The 18945-nt window shown below is 68.0% G+C and carries 12 protein-coding genes; 8 read left to right on the top strand and 4 right to left on the bottom strand.

Going from position 1 to position 18945, the window contains the following annotated elements; genetic code table 11:
* The first annotated feature begins 141 nt into the window (after positions 1 to 141).
* Together AC1AYX_RS07320 and AC1AYX_RS07315 are read left to right on the top strand one after the other, a co-directional pair.
* A complete protein-coding gene (locus tag AC1AYX_RS07320) occupies positions 142 to 756 on the top strand; it encodes a hypothetical protein (RefSeq protein WP_476502886.1) in 615 nt (204 codons plus the stop codon).
* Between the two features lie 97 nt (positions 757 to 853).
* Positions 854 to 943 carry a 30S ribosomal protein bS22 gene (locus AC1AYX_RS07315; RefSeq protein WP_004268639.1) on the top strand — a complete coding sequence of 30 codons (90 nt, stop codon included), beginning with the start codon at positions 854 to 856 and terminating at the stop codon, positions 941 to 943.
* Positions 944 to 1245: 302 nt separating this feature from the next.
* Here the strand turns inward: AC1AYX_RS07315 and rpiA are convergent, their stop codons facing one another.
* Positions 1246 to 1944, bottom strand: coding sequence for a ribose-5-phosphate isomerase RpiA (gene rpiA / locus AC1AYX_RS07310; RefSeq protein ID WP_034527071.1), 699 nt, complete (start codon positions 1942 to 1944; stop codon positions 1246 to 1248).
* Between the two features lie 95 nt (positions 1945 to 2039).
* On the bottom strand, positions 2040 to 3164 hold the full coding sequence (locus AC1AYX_RS07305; protein WP_476502941.1) for a ribonuclease H family protein: 1125 nt from the start codon (positions 3162 to 3164) through the stop codon (positions 2040 to 2042).
* 389 nt (positions 3165 to 3553) lie between these two features.
* Here AC1AYX_RS07305 and AC1AYX_RS07300 point away from each other — a divergent pair, with 389 nt between their 5' ends.
* The 6 genes from AC1AYX_RS07300 to AC1AYX_RS07275 all read left to right on the top strand — a co-directional run bounded on the left by AC1AYX_RS07300 (position 3554) and on the right by AC1AYX_RS07275 (position 12204).
* Complete coding sequence (locus tag AC1AYX_RS07300; protein ID WP_476502885.1) at positions 3554 to 5794, top strand: fibronectin type III domain-containing protein; 2241 nt, start codon at positions 3554 to 3556, stop codon at positions 5792 to 5794.
* A 327-nt stretch (positions 5795 to 6121) separates the two neighbouring features.
* Positions 6122 to 7330: a heme/hemin ABC transporter substrate-binding protein gene (locus AC1AYX_RS07295; protein ID WP_476502884.1), complete on the top strand. Its 1209-nt coding sequence runs from the start codon at positions 6122 to 6124 to the stop codon at positions 7328 to 7330.
* Positions 7327 to 8427, top strand: a complete 1101-nt coding sequence (locus AC1AYX_RS07290) for a FecCD family ABC transporter permease (protein WP_476502883.1) — start codon at positions 7327 to 7329, stop codon at positions 8425 to 8427. The genes AC1AYX_RS07295 and AC1AYX_RS07290 overlap by 4 nt, the downstream gene beginning before the upstream one ends.
* An 11-nt stretch (positions 8428 to 8438) precedes the next feature.
* On the top strand, positions 8439 to 9377 hold the full coding sequence (locus tag AC1AYX_RS07285) for a heme ABC transporter ATP-binding protein (RefSeq protein ID WP_476502882.1): 939 nt from the start codon (positions 8439 to 8441) through the stop codon (positions 9375 to 9377).
* Entirely contained in the window at positions 9374 to 10720 is a 1347-nt protein-coding gene (locus AC1AYX_RS07280; RefSeq protein ID WP_476502881.1) for a hypothetical protein, read from the top strand. Before AC1AYX_RS07285 ends, AC1AYX_RS07280 begins: the two co-directional genes overlap by 4 nt.
* 14 nt (positions 10721 to 10734) lie before the next feature.
* Positions 10735 to 12204: a hypothetical protein gene (locus AC1AYX_RS07275; RefSeq protein WP_476502880.1), complete on the top strand. Its 1470-nt coding sequence runs from the start codon at positions 10735 to 10737 to the stop codon at positions 12202 to 12204.
* A 304-nt stretch (positions 12205 to 12508) separates the two neighbouring features.
* Here the strand turns inward: AC1AYX_RS07275 and pgm are convergent, their stop codons facing one another.
* Both pgm and AC1AYX_RS07265 read right to left on the bottom strand, forming a co-directional pair.
* Positions 12509 to 14185, bottom strand: a complete 1677-nt coding sequence (pgm, locus tag AC1AYX_RS07270) for a phosphoglucomutase (alpha-D-glucose-1,6-bisphosphate-dependent) (RefSeq protein ID WP_476502879.1) — start codon at positions 14183 to 14185, stop codon at positions 12509 to 12511.
* A gap of 309 nt (positions 14186 to 14494) precedes the next feature.
* Entirely contained in the window at positions 14495 to 18526 is a 4032-nt protein-coding gene (locus tag AC1AYX_RS07265; RefSeq protein ID WP_476502878.1) for a S8 family serine peptidase, read from the bottom strand.
* Between the last annotated feature and the right edge of the window lie 419 nt (positions 18527 to 18945).

Genomic DNA, 18945 nt, shown 5'->3' with positions numbered 1-18945 from the left:
GACGATACGCACGCGATCCGCGAATCGGTGCATACGTACCGTTTTCCTTCCGCTCCCGGTGTGTCGCGCCGGCATCCCGTCTCCCATCCCCGGCGTTCCGCGCCTTCCGCAGCGTCACAAGGCTGTGCCACAATCGGAATCATGTCGAATACTCGTAGTTCCTCGCAACACGGCCACGGCAAACTGATCGCCGTCATCATCGCCGCGGCGCTCGTCGTCATCCTCGCACTGCTGTCCGCCTTCGTCTGGCCCGGCTGGGCTCTCAACAAGAACGCCGCCGGCGAACAGAACGGCACGCAGCAGACCGCGGAACCGACCACGCCGAGCATCAAGGCCACGGCCCTGCCGGACAATGCGACCGAACTGCTCAAGGCCATGCCGGACAGCGTGCTCAACTTCGCGCGCACCAAGGCGGACGCCTCGACCACGTGGAACTCCGCCACGCCGCTCGAAGAGTACACGCTCACCTATTCGACCGGCAAGAAGGCCGCCGACGTGACGCTCATCGTCGCCCAATGGAGCACGTCCGACCCGGCGAAGACCCAGTACGACGCGCTCGCCAAGGCGCTGGACGGCAAGTCGATCGCCTCGGGCTCGGTGAAGGTGCAGGGCGACACCACCGGCGACTACGTGGTGAAGACCGACAAGGACGATGCGAAGAAGGCCACCGCCCTGTGGCGCAACGACACGGTCGTGTTCCAGGCCACCGGCACGAAGGCTTCGATCCAGCGGTTCTACGAGAAGTTCCCGCTGTGATGTTGCGACGCTGCGACGCACGGGTGGCGTAGTCCGCGAGAACGTGTATACTCGTGCGAGTTGCAACTTTTACGATTAATCGGATTGGAGGCTTCAGATGGGTTCCGTCATCAAGAAGCGCCGCAAGCGGATGAGCAAGAAGAAGCACCGCAAACTGCTGCGTAAGACCCGCCACCAGCGCAAGTAGTCTTACCTGCATCAAGGCATGAGAAGACCCCCGCGGACCGGAAGGTTCGCGGGGGTCTTCGTTTGTTTTGCGGGGTCGGAGGGGAGGACGTAATGGTCGTTCCGGTGATATCACGGTTCACTCCGGGATTTTCCACGGGAAAACGTGGACAGCTCCGGAGTGAACCGTGACGAATCGGGAGGGGAGCGTGACGGGCCAGGGCGAACTGTGGTCTACCCCTCAGTCGGCTTCGCCGACAGCTCCCCTGTCAAGGGGAGCCGAGAAAAGTGAGGCCGACTCGGTCCGACGTCGGTCGAACTATCTCACTTGTTGCCGTTGGTGAGGACGCGCGGGCCGTTCGGATCGCCGACGATCACCTTGTCGACCATGTTGAGGAACAGGCCGTGCTCGACGACGCCCACCGTGTTGATGAGGTCCTCGGCCAGCTCGAACGGGTGCTCGATCTTCTCCAGGTGCAGGTCCACGACGTAGTTGTTCTCGTCGGTGCGGACCTCCTTGCCTTCGGCGTCGAGACGCAGGACCGGCTTGTAGCCCTTGGCCTCGAACTTCTTGATCACGTGGCCGGCACCGAACGGGATCACCTCGACCGGCAGCGGGAACTTGCCGATCGTGTCGACGACCTTGGATTCGTCGACGATCCACACGATCTTGTCGGAGTTGGTGGCCACGATCTTCTCCCACAGGAGGGCCGCGCCGCCGCCCTTGATGCCGTTGAAGTTCTTGTCGACCTCGTCCGCGCCGTCGATGGTCACGTCGATGTGGTCCACGTCGTCGATGTCGACGATCTTGATGCCGTAGCTCTCGGCCTGCGCCTGCGTGCGGCGGGAGGTGGTCACGCCGGTGAACTGGAGGCCTTCCTCCTGCACGCGGCGGCCGAGCTCGTCGACGAGGAACTTGACGGTGGAGCCGGTGCCCAGGCCCGCGATCATGCCGTTCTCGATGAGCTTGGCGGCCTCGATGCCGGCGGCCTTCTTGAGGGCGTCCTGCTGTGCCTTATCCATGATGTGAATCCTTTCCTTCCATGTGAAAAGTCGTTTCCATCCTAACGCGGGTGGAAGATTGTGCGCGGCTGTGTGCGCTCGTGTTCGCGAAGTGTTCAGTTGCGCAGGAAATCCGCGTTCGCAATCGTGAGATTGCCGTCGCCGTCCACGAATCCGTCCACTGCGATGTACCCGTGCACGTGCATCGCCGTGCCGTCGTAGAACGGGCTCGTCTTCGGTGCGGGCGAGAAGCGCACCGCCCCCGACACCTTCAGCCCGCTCGGCGCGAGTCGCGGCGCGGACTGTGCGGACTGTGCGGACTGTGCGGGTTGCGCGGACTGTGCGGGTTGCGCGGACTGTGCGGGTTGCGCGGACTGTGCGGGTTGCGCGGTGGCATGCGCGGTGGTGCGTTCCGCTGTCGCGCCGCGCGTTTCCGTCGCGTCCGGCGTAGCGTCGCGCGTCGTACGGGGGGCGTCCGGCGCTACGTCAGACGCGTCGCCGCCCGCGCCGCCGAGATCGTCCGGCACGCCTTCCGGTTCGGCGAGCAGATCCGCGAGACTCTTCCGTGATTCCGCCCGCGTCGTCGCCCGAGAGCCGGCCGTCGCGTCGCGACGTGCGCGCGACGGCGCGGCGGCCGTGCCGGCCCCGCCACGCCCCGTCGCCGTCGCGTCGCCGGCCGCGTGCTTGCGCAGGCTCGCCGCGTCCGCCTTGCCGTCCAGCACGAGCTGGACGTCCGGCGGCACGTCGGTTCCGCGCGAGTATTCCGAGTTCAGTAGCGAGCGCCACCCCTCGATCGGTAGATAGCCGTCGCGCGCGCCCGACCGGCAGTCGCCGGCGTACGTGCGCGCGAGTTCGTCGACGAGTTCGTTGCCCGCGTTGCCCGCGTGCCCCTTCACCCATTTGAATTCGACGGGACCGGGGCGTTGCGAGATCGCCTCGTCGATCGCCTGAATGAGTTCGCGGTTCTTGACCGGCTTCTTCTGCGAGTTCTTCCAGCCGTTGCGTTTCCAGCCTTTGACCCATTTCGTCGAGCAGTTGATCGCGTATTGCGAATCCGATTCGATGATGAGCTTCTGCGGTCCCGGATGCGTGCGCAGCGCCTCCAACACGGCGCACAGCTCGCCGATCTGGTTGGTGCCGTTCGTGGCGCCGCCCGCATCGTAGCCGCGTGAGTCGTGCTCATGCCCCGGTTCGCCGCCGTCGCCCGCGTCCTTCGCGTGGTCGGCCCACGCCCAGCCCATCGGTCCGTTCGGATTGCCGAGCGCGGAGCCATCCGTCGATACCACAATCGTGTCAGTCATGCCTCCACCCTAACGGCACCCGCGGGCGTGACGGGGAACGACCGTCCCACCCGCTTCGCGGGACTCCCCGCCGGCGGGAAGTCCGAGGCGAACCGGCGAATGTGAGGTTTATCACACCTATTGATTTCGGGGCGGGAATCTGCCATCGCGCGCGTGCGAATAGCGGCGGAATCCCGTGGACACAAGACTGTTCTTCCCAAAGAATCCTTCGTAGATTGCGAAATGCTTTCGCGGCCGCCTGCCAGCGACTCCAGGGAATCAGGGGCGGAATCCGCGAACCTCCGCAAGCGAACCTCCGCAAGGGAACGAAGGAACGAAAGGAACCCAGGATGACCGCATCATCCCACCGCGCAATCGCCGCGAATGCCGCACGTGCCGTAATCGCCGCGTTCGCGGCCGTCGCCGCGCTCGGCTCCGGACTCGTCGCGCCGGCCGCATACGCCGCCGACGCCGCACAGGGCACGCAGAAGACCACCAGCGACGCCACGCTCACGTGGAGCCTCAACAAGGAATCGAACTGGCGCGCCTACGCGCCGGGCACGTTCAACTTCCTGTCCGCCGGCATCGTCGACAAGACCTCGGCCGACGACTCCGTCGAGGAGAACGAGTGGAAGCAGACGGACGGCAACGTGTCCATCGAGAAGAAGCAGGCGGACGGCACGTACAAGGCCGCCACCTGGGCCGGTCTCAAGACCACGCCGGACGGCAAGGACCTGCCCGCCGCCTATTCCGCGACCGGCGAGGGCAGCGGTAACCGCGTCAAGCTCACCAAGGGCGTCGGCACGATTGATGCCGCGAACGACGACGCCGAGATCTCGTGGGACGGCGCGTTCACCGTCGTCTACTACTCCGGCCTCAACCAGTGGTACGCGAAGGACCTCAAGCTCACCGTGACGAACGGTTCCGGCAAGCTCACCGCCACGCTCGGCGGCTGGGGCACCGACATGAACGACACGAGCAAGTTTGCCGTGCTCGACGAGGAGCAGGACGTGGAGATCGCCACGCTTTCGAACGTCGACGTGAAGGACGACGGCACCGTCGTCACCCCCGACTTCAACGAGACCGACGTGGACGGCCAGGGCACGATGTTCAAGAGCTGGCCGAAGCCGTTCCTCGACTTCGTGACCAAGACCGGCTCCGGCCCGTACTGGTACGCCTCCGGCGGTGCCGCCGACCAGCGCAAGGCACCCGCCGAGATCCAGGTCGCCTACACGGCGAAGACCCCGGAACCGCAGGCCACCGTGCCGGACGCGCCGGCCAAGCCGACCGTGACCGTCGCCGGCACCATGGCCGACCCGTACCGCGTGAAGGTCGATTGGACTGCCCCGGCGAGCGATGGCGGTTCCGCGATCACCGGCTACACGGTGACCCTCACCCCGTCCACCGGCGACCCGGTCAACCAGGACGTTGACGCGAGCGCCACCACCGCGACGTTCGGCAAGCTCACCGCCCAGAACGTCTCCTACACGGCGTCCGTCGTCGCGAAGAACGCGGAAGGCGCGTCCGTCGCGTCCCCGGCCTCCGACGCGGTCACCCCGAACGCCGATCCGACCGCCACGCCGGCCGTCACCGTCGAACCGACCGACGGCATCGACACGGCCGTGGAGAACACGTTCACCGTCAAGGGCACCGGTTTCACCGGTGGCGCCGCCTTCTACGGCGCGTACGCCGTCGTCGCCGACACGAGCAAGTGGAACGCCGGCCAGAACCCAGCCTCGCCGAACGACTTCGTCAAGGCCGCGTGGGTCAAGGCCGCCGACATCAAGGACGGCGCGTTCACCGCCACCGTCACCGTGCCCGCCGGCTCGCTCGAATACGGCAAGACCTACGTGGTCGGCACGACCGCCGCGCACGGCCTGTCCCTGACCGACCGTCGCCTCGACACCGCCACCGCGATCACGCTCAAGGCCCAGCCGAAGGCTCCCGAGGCCCCGGCCCAGCCCACGCTCGCCGCGAACGGCACCAGCGCCACCGTCACCTGGACCGCCCCGGCCGACAACGGTTCCGCGATCACCGGCTACACGGTGACGCTCACCCCGGCCAGCGGCACGGGCGACGTCAAGACCCAGGACGTCGCCGCCGACGCCACGTCCGTCACGTTTGACGGCCTCGCCAAGGGCGTCGCCTACACGGCGTCCGTCGTCGCGAAGAACGCGATCGGCGCGTCCGCCGCGTCCCCGGCCTCCGCGCCGGTCACGATTGATGATGACGGTGATGGTGATGGTTCCGGTGATGGTGATGGTAACGGTTCCGGTTCCACCGATGGCGACGGTACGACCGGCGGCAACGGCGGTAACGGCACCACCGACGGTAACGGCACGACCGGCGGCAACGGCGGCAACGACTCCACCGATGGCACCGGCTCCGGCACGACCGGTACCACGCAGTCCGGCACGACCGGTTCGACCACGACCGGCACCTCGAACACCACGACGAACGGCACGACGAACGCCGCCGGCTCCGCCACGCTGAGCTCGACCGGTGCCTCCGTCGCCGCGCTCACCGCCGTGATGATCGCCCTCGCCGCCTGCGCGGCCACTGCGACCATCCTGCGCCGCCGCAACGCCTGATAGGTGGCGCGAGTACCCCCTCAGTCCGACCTCCGGCCGGCCAGCTCCCCCTAAAGGGGGCGCAAAGGGCCGGCCCGAAAAGACCGTCGATCTCGACAGCTCCCCCTGACAGGGGGAGCAGAGTGATGGCATGTGCCGAAGGCGCATTCCGTTTTTGCTCCCCCACGCATGTGGGGGAGCTTGGCACGCGCGAGATACCCGCCTCCAATAAATCCTTGCTCCCCCACGCATGTGGGGGAGCTGGCGGCGAAGCCGACTGAGGGGGCATCCCGCCCCTCACCCTCATCTCCACCACCCATCTCCCCGTCACTCCCGGAAGGAATACCGATGCCCAGCGGACATGCGATCGCGACTGCGGCCTTCGTGGCCGTGTGCCTGCTGGCGTTCGGCGGATGCGCGAACATCGGCACGATTTCCGAGGCGAGCCTCGACAGCTGCGACGTGCCGACCGCCTCCACCGAGCCGAATCCGCCGCAACTGCCCGACGTCACGCAGGCGCAGCTCACCGATCCGCGCGAAATCACCGGCCCTACGACCGCGTACACGCGATCGGACCAGATCATCCCGATCACGAACGTGCCGTTCGAGGAGCAGCATCTTCCCGTCACCGTGGAAAGCGCGGACGGGCCGGAACAGACCGTGACCGACACGACGCGCATCCTCGCGCTCAACCAGAACGGCGGTCTCGCCGCGGCCGTGTACGCGCTCGGCTTCGGCTGCAACCTGGTCGGCCGCGACACGGCCACCGGCTCGTCCGGCATGGACAAGCTGCCCAAGGTGACCGTCAACGGCATGGACCTGAACGCGGAGGCGATTCTCGCGCTGGAACCGACCGTCATCATCACCGACACGTCGATCGGCCCGTACGACGTGCAGCTGCAGTTGCGCCAATCCGGGATTCCGGTCGTGTTCGTGCCGTTGGAAAGCGAGAAGGGCGTCGCCGGCGTGGGCGCGCAGATCCAGGCCGTCGCCGACGCGCTCGGCGTGTCCGGCCTCGGCAGACAGCTCGTCAAGCGCACGAACAGCGAGATCGGCCGGACCATCCAGAACATCGGCAAGAACCTCGTCCCCACGGACGAGAAGCGGCGCCCCCGCATCGTGTTCCTCTACGTGCGCGGCAAATCGATCTACTACTGGTTCGGCGAAGGCTCCGGCGCGGATTCGCTCATCCAGTCGATCGGCGCGGTCGACGTGGCCGAGGAGGTCGGTTTCAACGGCATGGCCCCCACCAACTCGGAGGCGCTCATCAAGGCGAAACCGGACGTGATTCTCGCGATGACCCTCGGCGTCGAATCCGCGGGAGGCGTCGACGGCATGCTCGCCCTGCCCGGCATTGCGGAGACGCCCGCTGGGCAGCACCGGCGCATCGTCGACATGAGCGACTACGAGATCATGAGCTTCGGTCCGCAGACCGCGCAGGTGCTGGCCGCGCTCGCCACCGCCGTCTACGCGCCCGAACACAGCTACCAGCCGGACGACGAGCCGGAAGTCATCCAGAAACGACTCGACGAGATGCAGGAGGAGAACAAGTCATGACCGAACGTGACTCGCGCATCCGCGCCAACGCGGCCGACCTCGGCCTCGCCGCCCGCACCCCGCGCGTCGGCAGGACCGCCCTCACCTTCATCGTGCTCGCCGCGGGCCTCGTCGTCATGACCGTCGTCTCCGCGTCGCTCGGCCAGCTCATCATCCCCTTCGACCAGGTGCTCGGCTCCGTGCTCAACAAAGTCGGCCTCCACTGGCTCGACGGCCCGTCTCGCGCGTTCGGCGAGGAAGCGTTGTGGAACGTGCGCTTCCCGCGCATCGTCATGGCGATCGTCGTCGGCGCGGCGCTCGGCGTGGCCGGCGCGCTCATGCAGGGCGTGTTCGGCAACCCGCTCGCCGAGCCGGGCACGGTGGGCGTCTCCTCCGGCGCGGCCGTCGGTGCGAGCTGCTCGATCCTCATGGGATGGGATTTCCTCGGCGCGCTCACCACGCCCGCGCTCGCCTTCGCGTGCGGCCTGTTCACCACCCTGTCCGTCTACCTGCTCGCCCGCCGTGACGGCCGCACCGAGGTCGTCACGCTGATTCTCACCGGCGTGGCCGTCAACGCGGTGGCCGGCGCGCTGATCTCGTTCTGCACGTTCGCCGCGCCCACCTCCGCCCGTGACCAGATTGTGTTTTGGCAGATGGGTTCGTTCAACGGTTCGCGTTGGAACCAGGTCGCGCTCGTCGCGCCGATGTGCGTGGTCGGCGTCATCGCCGTGCAGTTCATGGCGCATCGTCTCGACCTGCTCGCGCTCGGCGAGAAGCCGGCCCGCCATCTCGGCGTCGACGTGGAGCGTCTGCGCTTCTGCTCGATGCTCGTCGTCGCGCTGCTCGTCTCGTCGGCCGTCGCGTTCTGCGGCATCATCGCGTTCGTCGGTCTCGTCGTGCCGCATCTGCTGCGCATCATCATCGGTCCTGGGCATCGCGCGCTGCTGCCCGCCTCCGCGCTGGGCGGCGCGCTGCTGCTCACCATCGCGGATTTCGCCGCGCGCACCACGATCCAGTTCGCGGACCTGCCGATCGGCATGCTCACCTCGCTCGTCGGCGGACCGTTCTTCTTCTGGCTGCTGCGCCGCAGCCGCTCCAAGTCGGGAGGTTGGGCATGAAACTAACGGCCATGAACGTCCTGAGCCCGAACCGCACGCATCGCCCGCCGGTCCCGCCGCAGCCGGGCGACACCGTGCTGGAACTGGACGGCGTCGATGTCGAGATCGACGGCCGGCGAATCCTCGACGGCATCGACCTCGACATCCGCGCCGGCGAACTGCTCGCCATCGCCGGGCCCAACGGTGCCGGCAAATCCACGATGCTGGGCGCAATCACCGGCGACGTGCCGGTCACGTCCGGCTCGATCAGCCTGTTCGGCGAGCCGATCGCCGCGTGGGACGCGACCGAGCTCGCGATGCGCCGGGCCGTGCTCACGCAGAACGTGGACGTCACGTTCCCGTTCACCGTCGACGACATCGTGCGCATGGGCCGTTCGCCGTGGGAGGGCACGCCCGACGAGCTGGATGACGACATGGTCGTCGCGTCGGCGATGGCGATGACCGAATCCACGCCGCTCGCGGAACGCGTCTACACGTCCCTGTCCGGCGGCGAGCGCGGGCGCGCCGCGTTCTCTCGCGTGCTCGCGCAGGCCGCGCCGATCCTGCTGCTCGACGAGCCGACCGCCGCGATGGACGTGAAGCATCAGGAGATGCTGATGCGCCTGGGCCGCGACTACGCCGAAGCCGGTTGCGCGGTGGTCGTCATCGTGCATGCGCTCGACGCGGCGGCCGCATGGTCGGATCGCGTGGCGCTGCTGGAGCGCGGCCGGATCGCCGCGCTCGGCGCGCCCGATGAGGTGTTCACGTCCGCGCGACTGTCCGCCGTGTACCAGTGTCCGATCGAGGTGCTGCACCGCGGCGACGGGAGCCTCGTGATCCTGCCGGAGCGTCCGGCCGTGAGTCGTCACGTGTACGGCCGCCGCGCGTTCCCGCTCGAGGGACGCGCGAACCTGCCGCAGTTCGATCATGTGTCCGGTCAGATGTCCGGTCATGGGGAGGAGACGCGATGATGGTGAAGAGGACGATGACGCGTCTGGCCGCATGCGCGCTGTCCGCCGCGCTCGCGCTCGCCGCGGCCGCGACGGCGGTCACGCTCGGCGGCGTGCCTGCCGCGCACGCCGCCGGCGCGAGCGTCGCCGTCAGCGTGGACGGCGGCACGCTCAATTCGGACGGGAACACGGCGGTCGCGTTGTCTGGCAGCGGATTCCAGTCCGTGAAGAACGGATTCGGCGGCATCTACGTGCTGTTCGGATGGGTGAACGATCCGTCCGGCGGTACGTGGAAGCCGTCGCAGGGCGGCGTCACCGGCGAAAGCTACAAGTACGTGCCGGACGACGAGAACGATCCGGCCGGCTACGACGTGTTCGTCGCGTTCCCCGGCAGTTCGACGGCGAGCGCGGCGAATGGCGGCACGATCTCGTCCGACGGCACGTGGAGCGCGACGATCACCGTGCCGGGCGCGCGGTTCACGAGCTACGACCGCAACGGCGACCCGTCCGACGTGGACTGCACGACCGTCCAGTGCGGCATCATCACGATCGGCGCGCACGGCGTCGCGAACGCGAACAACGAGACGTTCACGCCGTTGACGTTCGGCGCGTCCGCCTCGCCCGCGCAGGATGCGGGCGCGACGGGGGCGTCCGATTCGTCGGCGGATGCGGGTGCCGCGGGAGGCGATGCCTTCGCCTCGGGCGGACAGTCCGCCGCGACGACCGCCACGCCGCGATCACAATCGAAGAAGACGACATCGAAGACGGATGCGGGCACGGGCGCGATTGCCGCCGACGCCGCAGTGGAGGGAACGGATATGGGAACCATCGCCACGTCGACGCTCGGCGTCGCGGGAACGCTGATCGTTGCTGCGGGCGTCATCCTCGGCGTCGCCGTGATCGTGCTCGCGGCGGGCATGGGCGGATATCTCGCCGCGAAGTCGCTGCTGCTCGGCGTCTCGCCGGCCGCGTTGGAGAAGGAGATGGCGCGGCGTGAGCGTCGCGCCGAGGCCGTGCGCGCGCGTGAGGAGCTCAAGTCGGCGCGCCGTCGCCGCAAGCAGGCCGAACGGCTGGCGCGCGAACAGGCGAAAGCCGGTCCCGCGCAGGGCCTGCTGGCCGATGCGGGCACGGGCGTGGATGCGGGTGGCGCCGTGGGCATGGCGGCGTCGCGCGCCACGATGCCGGGCGGCATCGGTGCCGTCGGCGATGAGACGCAGGTGCTTGCGATGCCGACGGGGGAGACCACGGTGATGCCTGCGGTCGCGGGTACGTCGGGTGCCGTCGCACGTCGCGCGGCCGACATCCGCGGGTTCTTCACCCGTCAGGTGGCGGCCGGCGCGGTGACGGCACAGGAGGGCGCGTGATGGGAGTGTGGCGCATGATGCTGAGGATGCTGTGCGCATTCGCCGTGGCGCTGACCGTGTGCGCTGGTTCGGTAGCCGTCGTCGCGCCCGCGTTCGCCGTGGGCGCCGACAGTGCGGATAGTGCGGGCGGTGCTGACAATGTGGACGGTGCGGACGGTTCCGGTGATAACGGGGATTCCGGTGATGGCGATGATTCCGGCGACTCCGGGAACGCCACGACACTCGCCGACGTGACGCTGCGCTGGGGCGTGAACGACGAGACCAACTCGGCCGCGTTCTACGGCGGCTGCAACTTCCTCTCCGCGGGAGTCGCCGCGAATACGGGCGGCTCGAAGACCTGGGATGAAAGCCTCTACCGGGCGAGCGACGGGAAGGTGAGCATCCAGAAACCCGACGCGAACGGCACCTGGACCAAGGCGACCTGGGCGTCGAAATGCCTCACCCGTGACGGCAACAACGTGACGATGGGCAAACGCGCCGACGGCCGGTCGATCAACACCGAAACGCAGGTCGTGCTCGGCGGCGGCACCGGCATGGTGAAGGCCGATGGCACGACGACCATCAGCTGGAAAGGCTCGTGGACGGTCGCCTACTACGGCGGCATGACCTACTGGTCCGTCACCGATCCGACGCTCACGCTCGCCGCGGACGGCACCGGCGCGCTCACCGCCACCGCCTCCGGCTACGGCGCCGACATGAACGACGCGAGCAAGTGGCTCACGCTCGAACCGCAGGAGATTCACCTCGCCGACTTCACCGGCGGCAACGCGGTGGACGTCGCGAAGGCGCTCGACGACCACGGGTTCACGGCGACGCCCGACTATCTCGGCATCGCGGTGAACGCGAGCGGCGACCACGGTTCGCAGGCCGCGAAAAGCGACGCGAACGCCGCCTACTGGGGCTCGTTCCCGCAGTCGTTCGTCGACTTCCAGCTCAAAACCGGCCAGTCCGCGTACTGGTACACGTCCGACAGCGCGCGCGATTTCGCGAAACCCGCGCTGCCGGTGAGCGTGCAGTACGACGCGTCGTATCAGGTGGACGCGGGGGAGGGGAGTCCGGACGCCGGGAGCGCCGCCGGGGGAGCGGCGTCGGGGAGCGCGCGCGGTTCGGGTGGTTCGGGTTCCGGCGGTTCCGGCGTGAGTGGTGTGACGGGGAAGGCCGCGTCCGGTGCGACTGGTTCCGGTGCGCGCACGAACGGCACGGGAACGGCGGGTGCGGTTTCCGGTGATGCCGGTGATGATACGGCTGCCGCGGGCGACGATGCGGACGGCGGCGTCGCCGGTGATGATGCGGCGGATTCCGCGGATTCGGGTGACTCCGGTGACGCGGGCGTGCTGCTCGTCGCCGACAACGCGCGCACCATCGCCGTCGGCTCCGGCTCGGTGGCCGTCGCCTCCGGCCTGCCGCTGGCGCTCGGCTGGCTCATCCGCCGCCGTCTCGGCCTCGACGCCGCCGCCGAATTGGACCGGCGATTAGGGCTGTAGGACAACTGTGGCCCCCTCTGACGGGCTGAGCCGTGAAGCGGAGAGCCCGGTGGGTTCTCCGTCGGCGAAGGCGAGCGACAGCGAGCTGATATGAGGTCGGCCGCAGGCCGTCCCTGATTGCGGACGGGCTCCCGGCGAAGCCGGGTGGGGGAGAGAAGAAGAGCGGCCGTAGGCCGCGGGGAAATCGAATCGACCTTCGGTCGATACCGCATCTCCCGCGGCCTACGGCCGCTCCACATACTCTCCCTCAGTCGCGGCTACGCCGCGTCAGCTCCCTCATCAGAGGGAGCCGAGAATGAGGACGTCACTCGCCGAGGGCCTTGTCGACGACCTCGGAGGCCTCCGCGAGCACCTTGTCGAGGGCTTCGGGGCTCTCGAAGGACTCGGCGTACACCTTGTAGATGTTCTCGGTGCCGGAAGGACGGGCGGCGAACCAGTTGTCCTTCGTGGTGACCTTGAGGCCGCCGATCTTGGCGTGATTGCCCGGCGCCTCGGTCAGCTTGGCGGTGATGTCCTCGCCGGCGAGCTGCGTGGCGGTCACGTCGTCGCCGGACAGGGAGGCGAACTTCTGCTTCTGCTCGAGCGTGGTCGGGGTGTCGACGCGCTTGTACCAGGACTCGCCGAAGCGGGCCACCTGGTCCTTGTGGAGCTCGGCCGGGTTCTTGCCGGTCTTCGCGGTGATCTCGGCGGCCAGCAGGTCGGGGATGAGACCATCCTTGTCGGTGGTCCACACGCGGCCGTCGCGGCGCAGGAAGCTCATGCCGGAGCTCTCCTCGCCGCCGAACGCGACCTCGCCGGAGAACAGCGGGTCGACGAACCACTTGAAGCCGACCGGGACCTCGATGACCTTCGCGTCGATCGACGCGGCGACGCGGTCGATCAGGGAGGAGGAGACGAGCGTCTTGCCGACGGCGGCGCCCTTCGGCCAGTCCGGACGGTTGCCGCCGAACAGGTACTCGACGCACACGGCGATGTAGTGGTTCGGGTTCATCACGCCCCAGTTCGGGCAGACGATGCCGTGGCGGTCGGCGTCCGGGTCGGTGCCGCCGACGAGATCGTACTTGTCCCACGCGCCGGCGTTGAGCTGGTCGACGAGGCCCTTCATCGCGTACGGCGAGGACGGGTCCATGCGGATCTTGCCGTCGTGGTCGATGGTCATGAAGCGCCAGGTCGGGTCGACCTCCGGGCGGACCACACCGATGTTCAGGCCGTACTTCTCGTTGATGAGCGGCCAGTAGTTGACGGACGCGCCGCCGAGCGGGTCGATGCCGAGACGCACGCCGGAGTTGCGGATCACGTCGAAGTCGATGACGTTGCCGAGGTCGGCCACGTAGTGCTCGCGGAAGTCGAAGCCCTCGACGTACTCGGACTTGACGGCCTCCTCGTAGGGCACGCGCTTGACGTTCTTGTAGTCGCCGAGCAGCTCGTTGGCGCGGGCGGCGATCGCGTTGGTCACGTCGGCCGGGGCGGGGCCGCCGGTGACGGGATCGTACTTGAAGCCGCCGTCGGTCGGCGGGTTGTGGGACGGGGTGACGACGATGCCGTCGGCCAGGCCTTCACCGGTGAAGCGCTGGGTGCCGTCGGCGGCGCGGTTGTGGGTCAGGATCGCCTGGGAGACGACCGGGGTGGGGACGAAGTCGTCGCGGGAGTCGATGCGCACGTGCACGCCGTTGGCGACGAGCACCTCGATCGCGGTCTTCTTGGCCGGGCCGGACAGCGCGTGCGTGTCGGAGCCGAGGTACAGCGGGCCGGTGACGCCGGCCTTCTTGCGGTATTCGGCGATGGCCTGGGAGATGGCGACGATGTGGGCCTCGTTGAACGAGGTCTTCAGGGACGATCCGCGGTGGCCGGAGGTGCCGAAGATGACACGCTGTTCCGGAACGGACGGGTCGGGGACGAGGTCATAGTACTTGCCGATGACCTCATCGACGTTGATCAGATCTTCTGGGGTGGCGGGCTTGCCCGCATTGTTTGCTACCATGGTTCCTATTGTGCCACGGTTTCGAAGCACGACATGGATGTTGTGTTAATTTTTGTCATATTTTGTGCGAAGTAGTCCCGTTGTCGGCCCCCTCTCGTTGACTGGCCTCTCGCTGGCCGGCCTCCCTCTGACGAGGGAGGTGTCATCGCGAAGCGATGACGGAGGGAGAGAAAAAGAGCGGCCGTAGGCCGCGGGGAAATCGAATCGGCCTTCGGCCGATGCCTTATCTCCCGCGGTCTACGGCCGCTCCTGTCTCTCCCCCACCCGGCTCCGCCGGGAGCCCCCTCGTCAGAGGGGGCCTAGGGGAACTTAGGCCTGGCGCTTGCGCCAGACCGTCAGGCCGATGCCGGCGGCGGCGGCGATGGCGGCGAGCGTCATGACCGCGGCGACGGCGGAACCGGTCGAGGACAGACCACCCTTGGCGGCCGTCTTACCGCCCTGCTGGTCCTTCTTGTCGGACTTGTCGGCGGGCGCGGACGGCTCCGGCTTGGGTTCGGGCTTGGGCTGCTCGGACTCCGTCAGGGCGTCGAAGGCGGTCTTCAGATCGCTGTAGGCGGTCTCGACTTCGGGCTGGGTGGCGTCCTTGTTCGCGAGCACGTCCTGCGCGGCCTTGAGGGCCTTCTGGAACGCGTTCCAGGAGTCGTCGGTGTAGTCGCCCTGCTTGGTGTCCTTCACCTGATCGACCAGAGCCTGCAGCTTGGTCTTGTCCACGGTGGCCTCGATGTGCTTCAGGCCGTCGAAGGCGGTCTTCAGATCGTTGAGCGCACCGTTGACCTCGTCCTGGGTGGCGTCGGTCTTGGCGAGCACGTCCTCGGCGGCCTTGAGGGCCTTCTGGAACGCGTTCCAGGAGTCATCGGTGTAGTCGCCCTTCTGGGTGCCCTTCACCGAGTCGACGAGCTTCTGCAGCTCGGTCTTGTCGACCTTGGCGGCCGGAGTGGACGGCGTCTCGATGTCGATGTTGTCGGTCTCGTCGGTGGACTTGACCGGCTCGACACCGTTGAGGTGCAGTACGAGGGCCTTGGACTTCGGGGCCTCCGGGCCGGCGCCGATGTGGGCGGCGATGCTCGTGTCGCCCTTGTCGGCGAAGACCGCGGTGCCGGAGTCGGACTGGCCGGCGTCGCCGAACCACAGGTACGGGTTCAGCGCGTCGAAGGCGAAGACGTCGCTCTTGTCGGACACGGCGGAGCCGGTGGTGGACACGTTGGCGGCGGCGGAGGATTCGATCTGCACATAGCCCTGCATGTATGCGGTCTTCGAATCCTTCGTGATGCCGAGCTTGGAGAGCTTCACCGGCAGCAGCACGATGTTGGAGTCGGCCACGGTGGAATCCGGAATCGGCTCGGAGTCGATCACATCGCCGAGGGCCAGGCCCTGACCGTTGTTGTAGACCTCGTAGGTTTCGGCCCACACGGCGTCGGTCGCGGTGGACTTGCCGGAGATGGGCTCGGCGGTGCTGATGGAGACGAAGGCGTCGACCTGACCGTCGCCGTTGGAATCCAGCAGCACTTCAGGGATGAAGTTGTTGCCGAGACGCGACCAGGTCTTGTCGGTCTGGACGCCGATGGTCAGGTATCCGGCGGACGGGTCGGACAGCTGGCGGGCGGTGGAGGAGAAGCCGACGGCGCGGATGTCGCCGGCGGCCGCGGAACGGGAGGTGTCGACGCTCGTGGCCTCGTCCCCTGCCGGGTCCTCGGTGAGCAGCTGCATCGGAGCGACCTGCGAGGTGTAGTTCTCCTCGCCGTCGCCCTGCGCGAAGCCGGCGTCGCCGGAGAGCTTCAGTGCGCCCTCCTTCGAATCCTTGGCGAATTCGAGCGAGGACTTGGTCGAGACGGACGGACGCGGCGCGGAGGAGACGGCCACGCGCAGCGGGGAGAACGCGGCGTCGGAGCCCTCGGCCGGGGCGAGACGCACGATGCCGCTGGCATCGGTCACGTAGTTGCTGTCACGGGTGGCGAGGCTCGGGTTCTTCGCCGGCTGGGTGGTGTCGCGCGTGTGGCGCAGCGCGGAGCGGTCCGGGATGCTCAGCGTCACGTTGAACGTGGCGGAGCCGTTGGCGGGCACGGCGAGCGTGGACTTGTCGACCGTGTAGGTGACGCCCGGGGTCTCGGTGCGCGGCACGTAGGCGACGTTGTAGGTCACGGCCTTGTCGGAGGAGTTGGTCACGGTGAAGGACTTCGTCGCGGTGTAGCCGTCGGCGGGCACCTGCACGATGCCGAACTGGCCGGTGACGGCTGTCGGGTCGTCGCTGGCGGCGACGGTGACAGGGTTGTTCACCGCGTCGAGGGCGTCGATGCGGCCGGTGCCGGAGCGGATCGGGCTCGTCGCGGCGCCGCCCTTGCTGATCGTCACGTCATGGTCGGCGGTGTTCATCACGGCGGCCTTGACCTGCTCCGGGGTCCAGCCCGGATGCGCCTGGAAGGTCAGCGCGGCCACGCCGGAGGTGAGCGGGGTGGCCATCGAGGTGCCGCTCATGACCTCCGGCTTGGTGCCGGTGCCGGCGGACGCGGAGACGATGCCCACGCCGGGGGCGGAGACGTCGGGCTTGACGGTGCCGTCGGCGGAGCCGTGGATGCCGCGGGAGGTGAAGTCGGCCACGGTGTCCTGGAAGTCGGCGGAGTAGTCGACCTTGAGGCTCATGCGCTGGTCGGAGGAGAGCTTGACCTCGAGCGTGCCGGCGTCGAGCGCGGACTGGATCTTCTCCACGCCCGGAGCGGTGACCTGGAAGCCGGGGATGCCGGCGTTGCCGGCGATGCCGGCGGACGGCAGCTTGGACTGGGAAGCGAAGATGATGGCCTTCGCGCCGGCCTTCTCGGCGTTGTTGAAGCGTGCGCCGGAGCCGCAGACCACGTTCGCGTCATCCCATTCGACCCACGCGATGTTGCCCTTGACGGCCTTCGCGTCGGCGTCGGAGTAGGCGGCGCAGCCGTTGAGGTTGTTCGGGTCGGAGACCTTCACGACCTTGCCGGTCACGGAGAAGTCCTCGAGCTTCGTGTAGTTCTGCGAGTACTGGCCGGGCAGCGCGGTGCCGGCGATGTCGCTCGGGGCGGTCGCGGTGATGGAGTCCTGCAGCGTGCCGCCGGACTGGCTGGCGGCCACGGCGAGGGAGCTGGTCGCGGTGGCCGGGCTGCCCATGATGTCCGTGAAGTCGCCGTCGTTGCCGGCCGCGACCACGGAGAGCACGCCCTGCTTGGTGAGTGCGTTCACCTTGGCGGTGTCCGGGTCGTCCGGGGTGCCGTAGCCGCCGCCGAGGGACATGGAGAGGATGTCGATCTTCTTGCCTTCGGGCGCGTTGACGAGGTTCTTGGCGACCCAGTCGAGGCCGGCGCCAACCAGACCGGTGGAGCCGCCGTTGTCGCCGAACACCTTGACGGAGTAAATGCCCGCCTGCGGCGCGGAGCCGGGGGCGACGGTCATCGCGCGCACGTCGGCTTCGGAGATCTTCGTGTAGTCGGAGTCCTTGGCGCTCGTGCCGTCGGCCTTCACGCCGTAGCCCGCGGCGGTGCCGGCGACGTGGGTGCCGTGGTGGCCGCCCTTGCCGTCGATCGGGTTCTCGTCCGGGTTCGGGGTGACGTGCACGTTGTCGTTCGGGTAGTAGTCGGAACCGGCGAGATCGGTGCCGCCGAGGAACTTGTTCGTGTCGGCGAGGCCGGCGGGCACGGTCGTGGAAGCGAGCGCCTGCTCGTAGGCCGCGGTGGTGCCGGGGCCGCCGAAGTCGGCGTGCGTGTAGTCGAGACCGGTGTCCATGATCGCGATGTTGACGCCCTTGCCGGTCTTGCCGGTCTGCGTCCACGTGCTCACGGCGCGCACGAGCGCGTCGTTGTTCGCGTTGGCCGGGTTCGCGTTGGTACCGGCCGCGGTGGTGTCCGCCGTGCTGGCGGTGGTCGCGGTCTTCAGCGTGATCGGGCTGATCTTGACGACGTCGCCATTGTTCCCGGCGAGCGTGCGCAGCGCGTTGGCGTCGGCGTAGACGGCGACGCCCGGAACGGTGTACGAGGTGGTGTACACGAGCTTGGCGTTCGGGTCGAGCTTCTTGAGCTGGGCGAACACGTCGTCGGCGGTCGCGGCGGACTGCTCGGCGGCCGCGTTGGCGGCGGCCTTCATCGACGTGCGTGCACGGGTCGAACCGCCGTTGTTGCTGTAGACGGACAGACCGCTCTTGCCGACGGTCTGGATGAACACGAGCTTGGTGCCGGTCGCGTCGGCGAGACGCGACGAGATGTTGGCGTACTGCAGCGGGGTGCCGGTCGCCGGTGCGGCCGACGCGGTGGCCACGAACGACCCCGCGGCCATCGCCGCGCAGGCCGCCGCGGCGGCCCAGCGCATCCATGTGGGTTGCTTCATACCTCTCCTTTTCAGGTGTTCTGCGACCGGATGCGTCGAACGTGCGCGGGGGTATGGCGGAACGCGGATGCGTCGAGACGCTCCCGTGTGATTCAGCTTCGAGTCCCCCGTGCGCGTGCGTGAACCGCCCGCGATAAACGTCTGCATTGTATGGACGCGATTGTTTCCGTCGCCCGTCCGTCCGATTGGTGACACGGTGCCCGCCATGCGGCGATACCGTGGCCCGCGGCCCGCCGCCGGCATCGTTTTCGTTGCCGTTTCAGCGTTTTCAGGCTTCCTTCACATCGTTGTCCGGGCTGTGCCGAATCGCCGCGATACGACGTTTTTCTGGATGTTTCTGAAGATTTTCTTGCATGAATCCTGCATAATTCACATACGCTTGGAACCGTTGCCGTGCATGGCATGCACGATGATTTCGA

This window comes from Bifidobacterium sp. LH_419 (assembly GCF_056356955.1).
The sequence above is the reverse complement of the archived record's forward strand: the minus strand, read 5'-3'. Positions and strand labels throughout refer to the sequence as shown.

Coding starts and splice junctions, on each gene's coding strand:
- AC1AYX_RS07320 (WP_476502886.1), top strand. CDS start 142: ATGTCGAATACTCGTAGTTCCTCGCAACACGGCCACGGCAAACTGATC.
- AC1AYX_RS07315 (WP_004268639.1), top strand. CDS start 854: ATGGGTTCCGTCATCAAGAAGCGCCGCAAGCGGATGAGCAAGAAGAAG.
- rpiA (WP_034527071.1), bottom strand. CDS start 1,944: ATGGATAAGGCACAGCAGGACGCCCTCAAGAAGGCCGCCGGCATCGAG.
- AC1AYX_RS07305 (WP_476502941.1), bottom strand. CDS start 3,164: ATGGGCTGGGCGTGGGCCGACCACGCGAAGGACGCGGGCGACGGCGGC.
- AC1AYX_RS07300 (WP_476502885.1), top strand. CDS start 3,554: ATGACCGCATCATCCCACCGCGCAATCGCCGCGAATGCCGCACGTGCC.
- AC1AYX_RS07295 (WP_476502884.1), top strand. CDS start 6,122: ATGCCCAGCGGACATGCGATCGCGACTGCGGCCTTCGTGGCCGTGTGC.
- AC1AYX_RS07290 (WP_476502883.1), top strand. CDS start 7,327: ATGACCGAACGTGACTCGCGCATCCGCGCCAACGCGGCCGACCTCGGC.
- AC1AYX_RS07285 (WP_476502882.1), top strand. CDS start 8,439: ATGAACGTCCTGAGCCCGAACCGCACGCATCGCCCGCCGGTCCCGCCG.
- AC1AYX_RS07280 (WP_476502881.1), top strand. CDS start 9,374: ATGATGGTGAAGAGGACGATGACGCGTCTGGCCGCATGCGCGCTGTCC.
- AC1AYX_RS07275 (WP_476502880.1), top strand. CDS start 10,735: ATGATGCTGAGGATGCTGTGCGCATTCGCCGTGGCGCTGACCGTGTGC.
- pgm (WP_476502879.1), bottom strand. CDS start 14,185: ATGGTAGCAAACAATGCGGGCAAGCCCGCCACCCCAGAAGATCTGATC.
- AC1AYX_RS07265 (WP_476502878.1), bottom strand. CDS start 18,526: ATGAAGCAACCCACATGGATGCGCTGGGCCGCCGCGGCGGCCTGCGCG.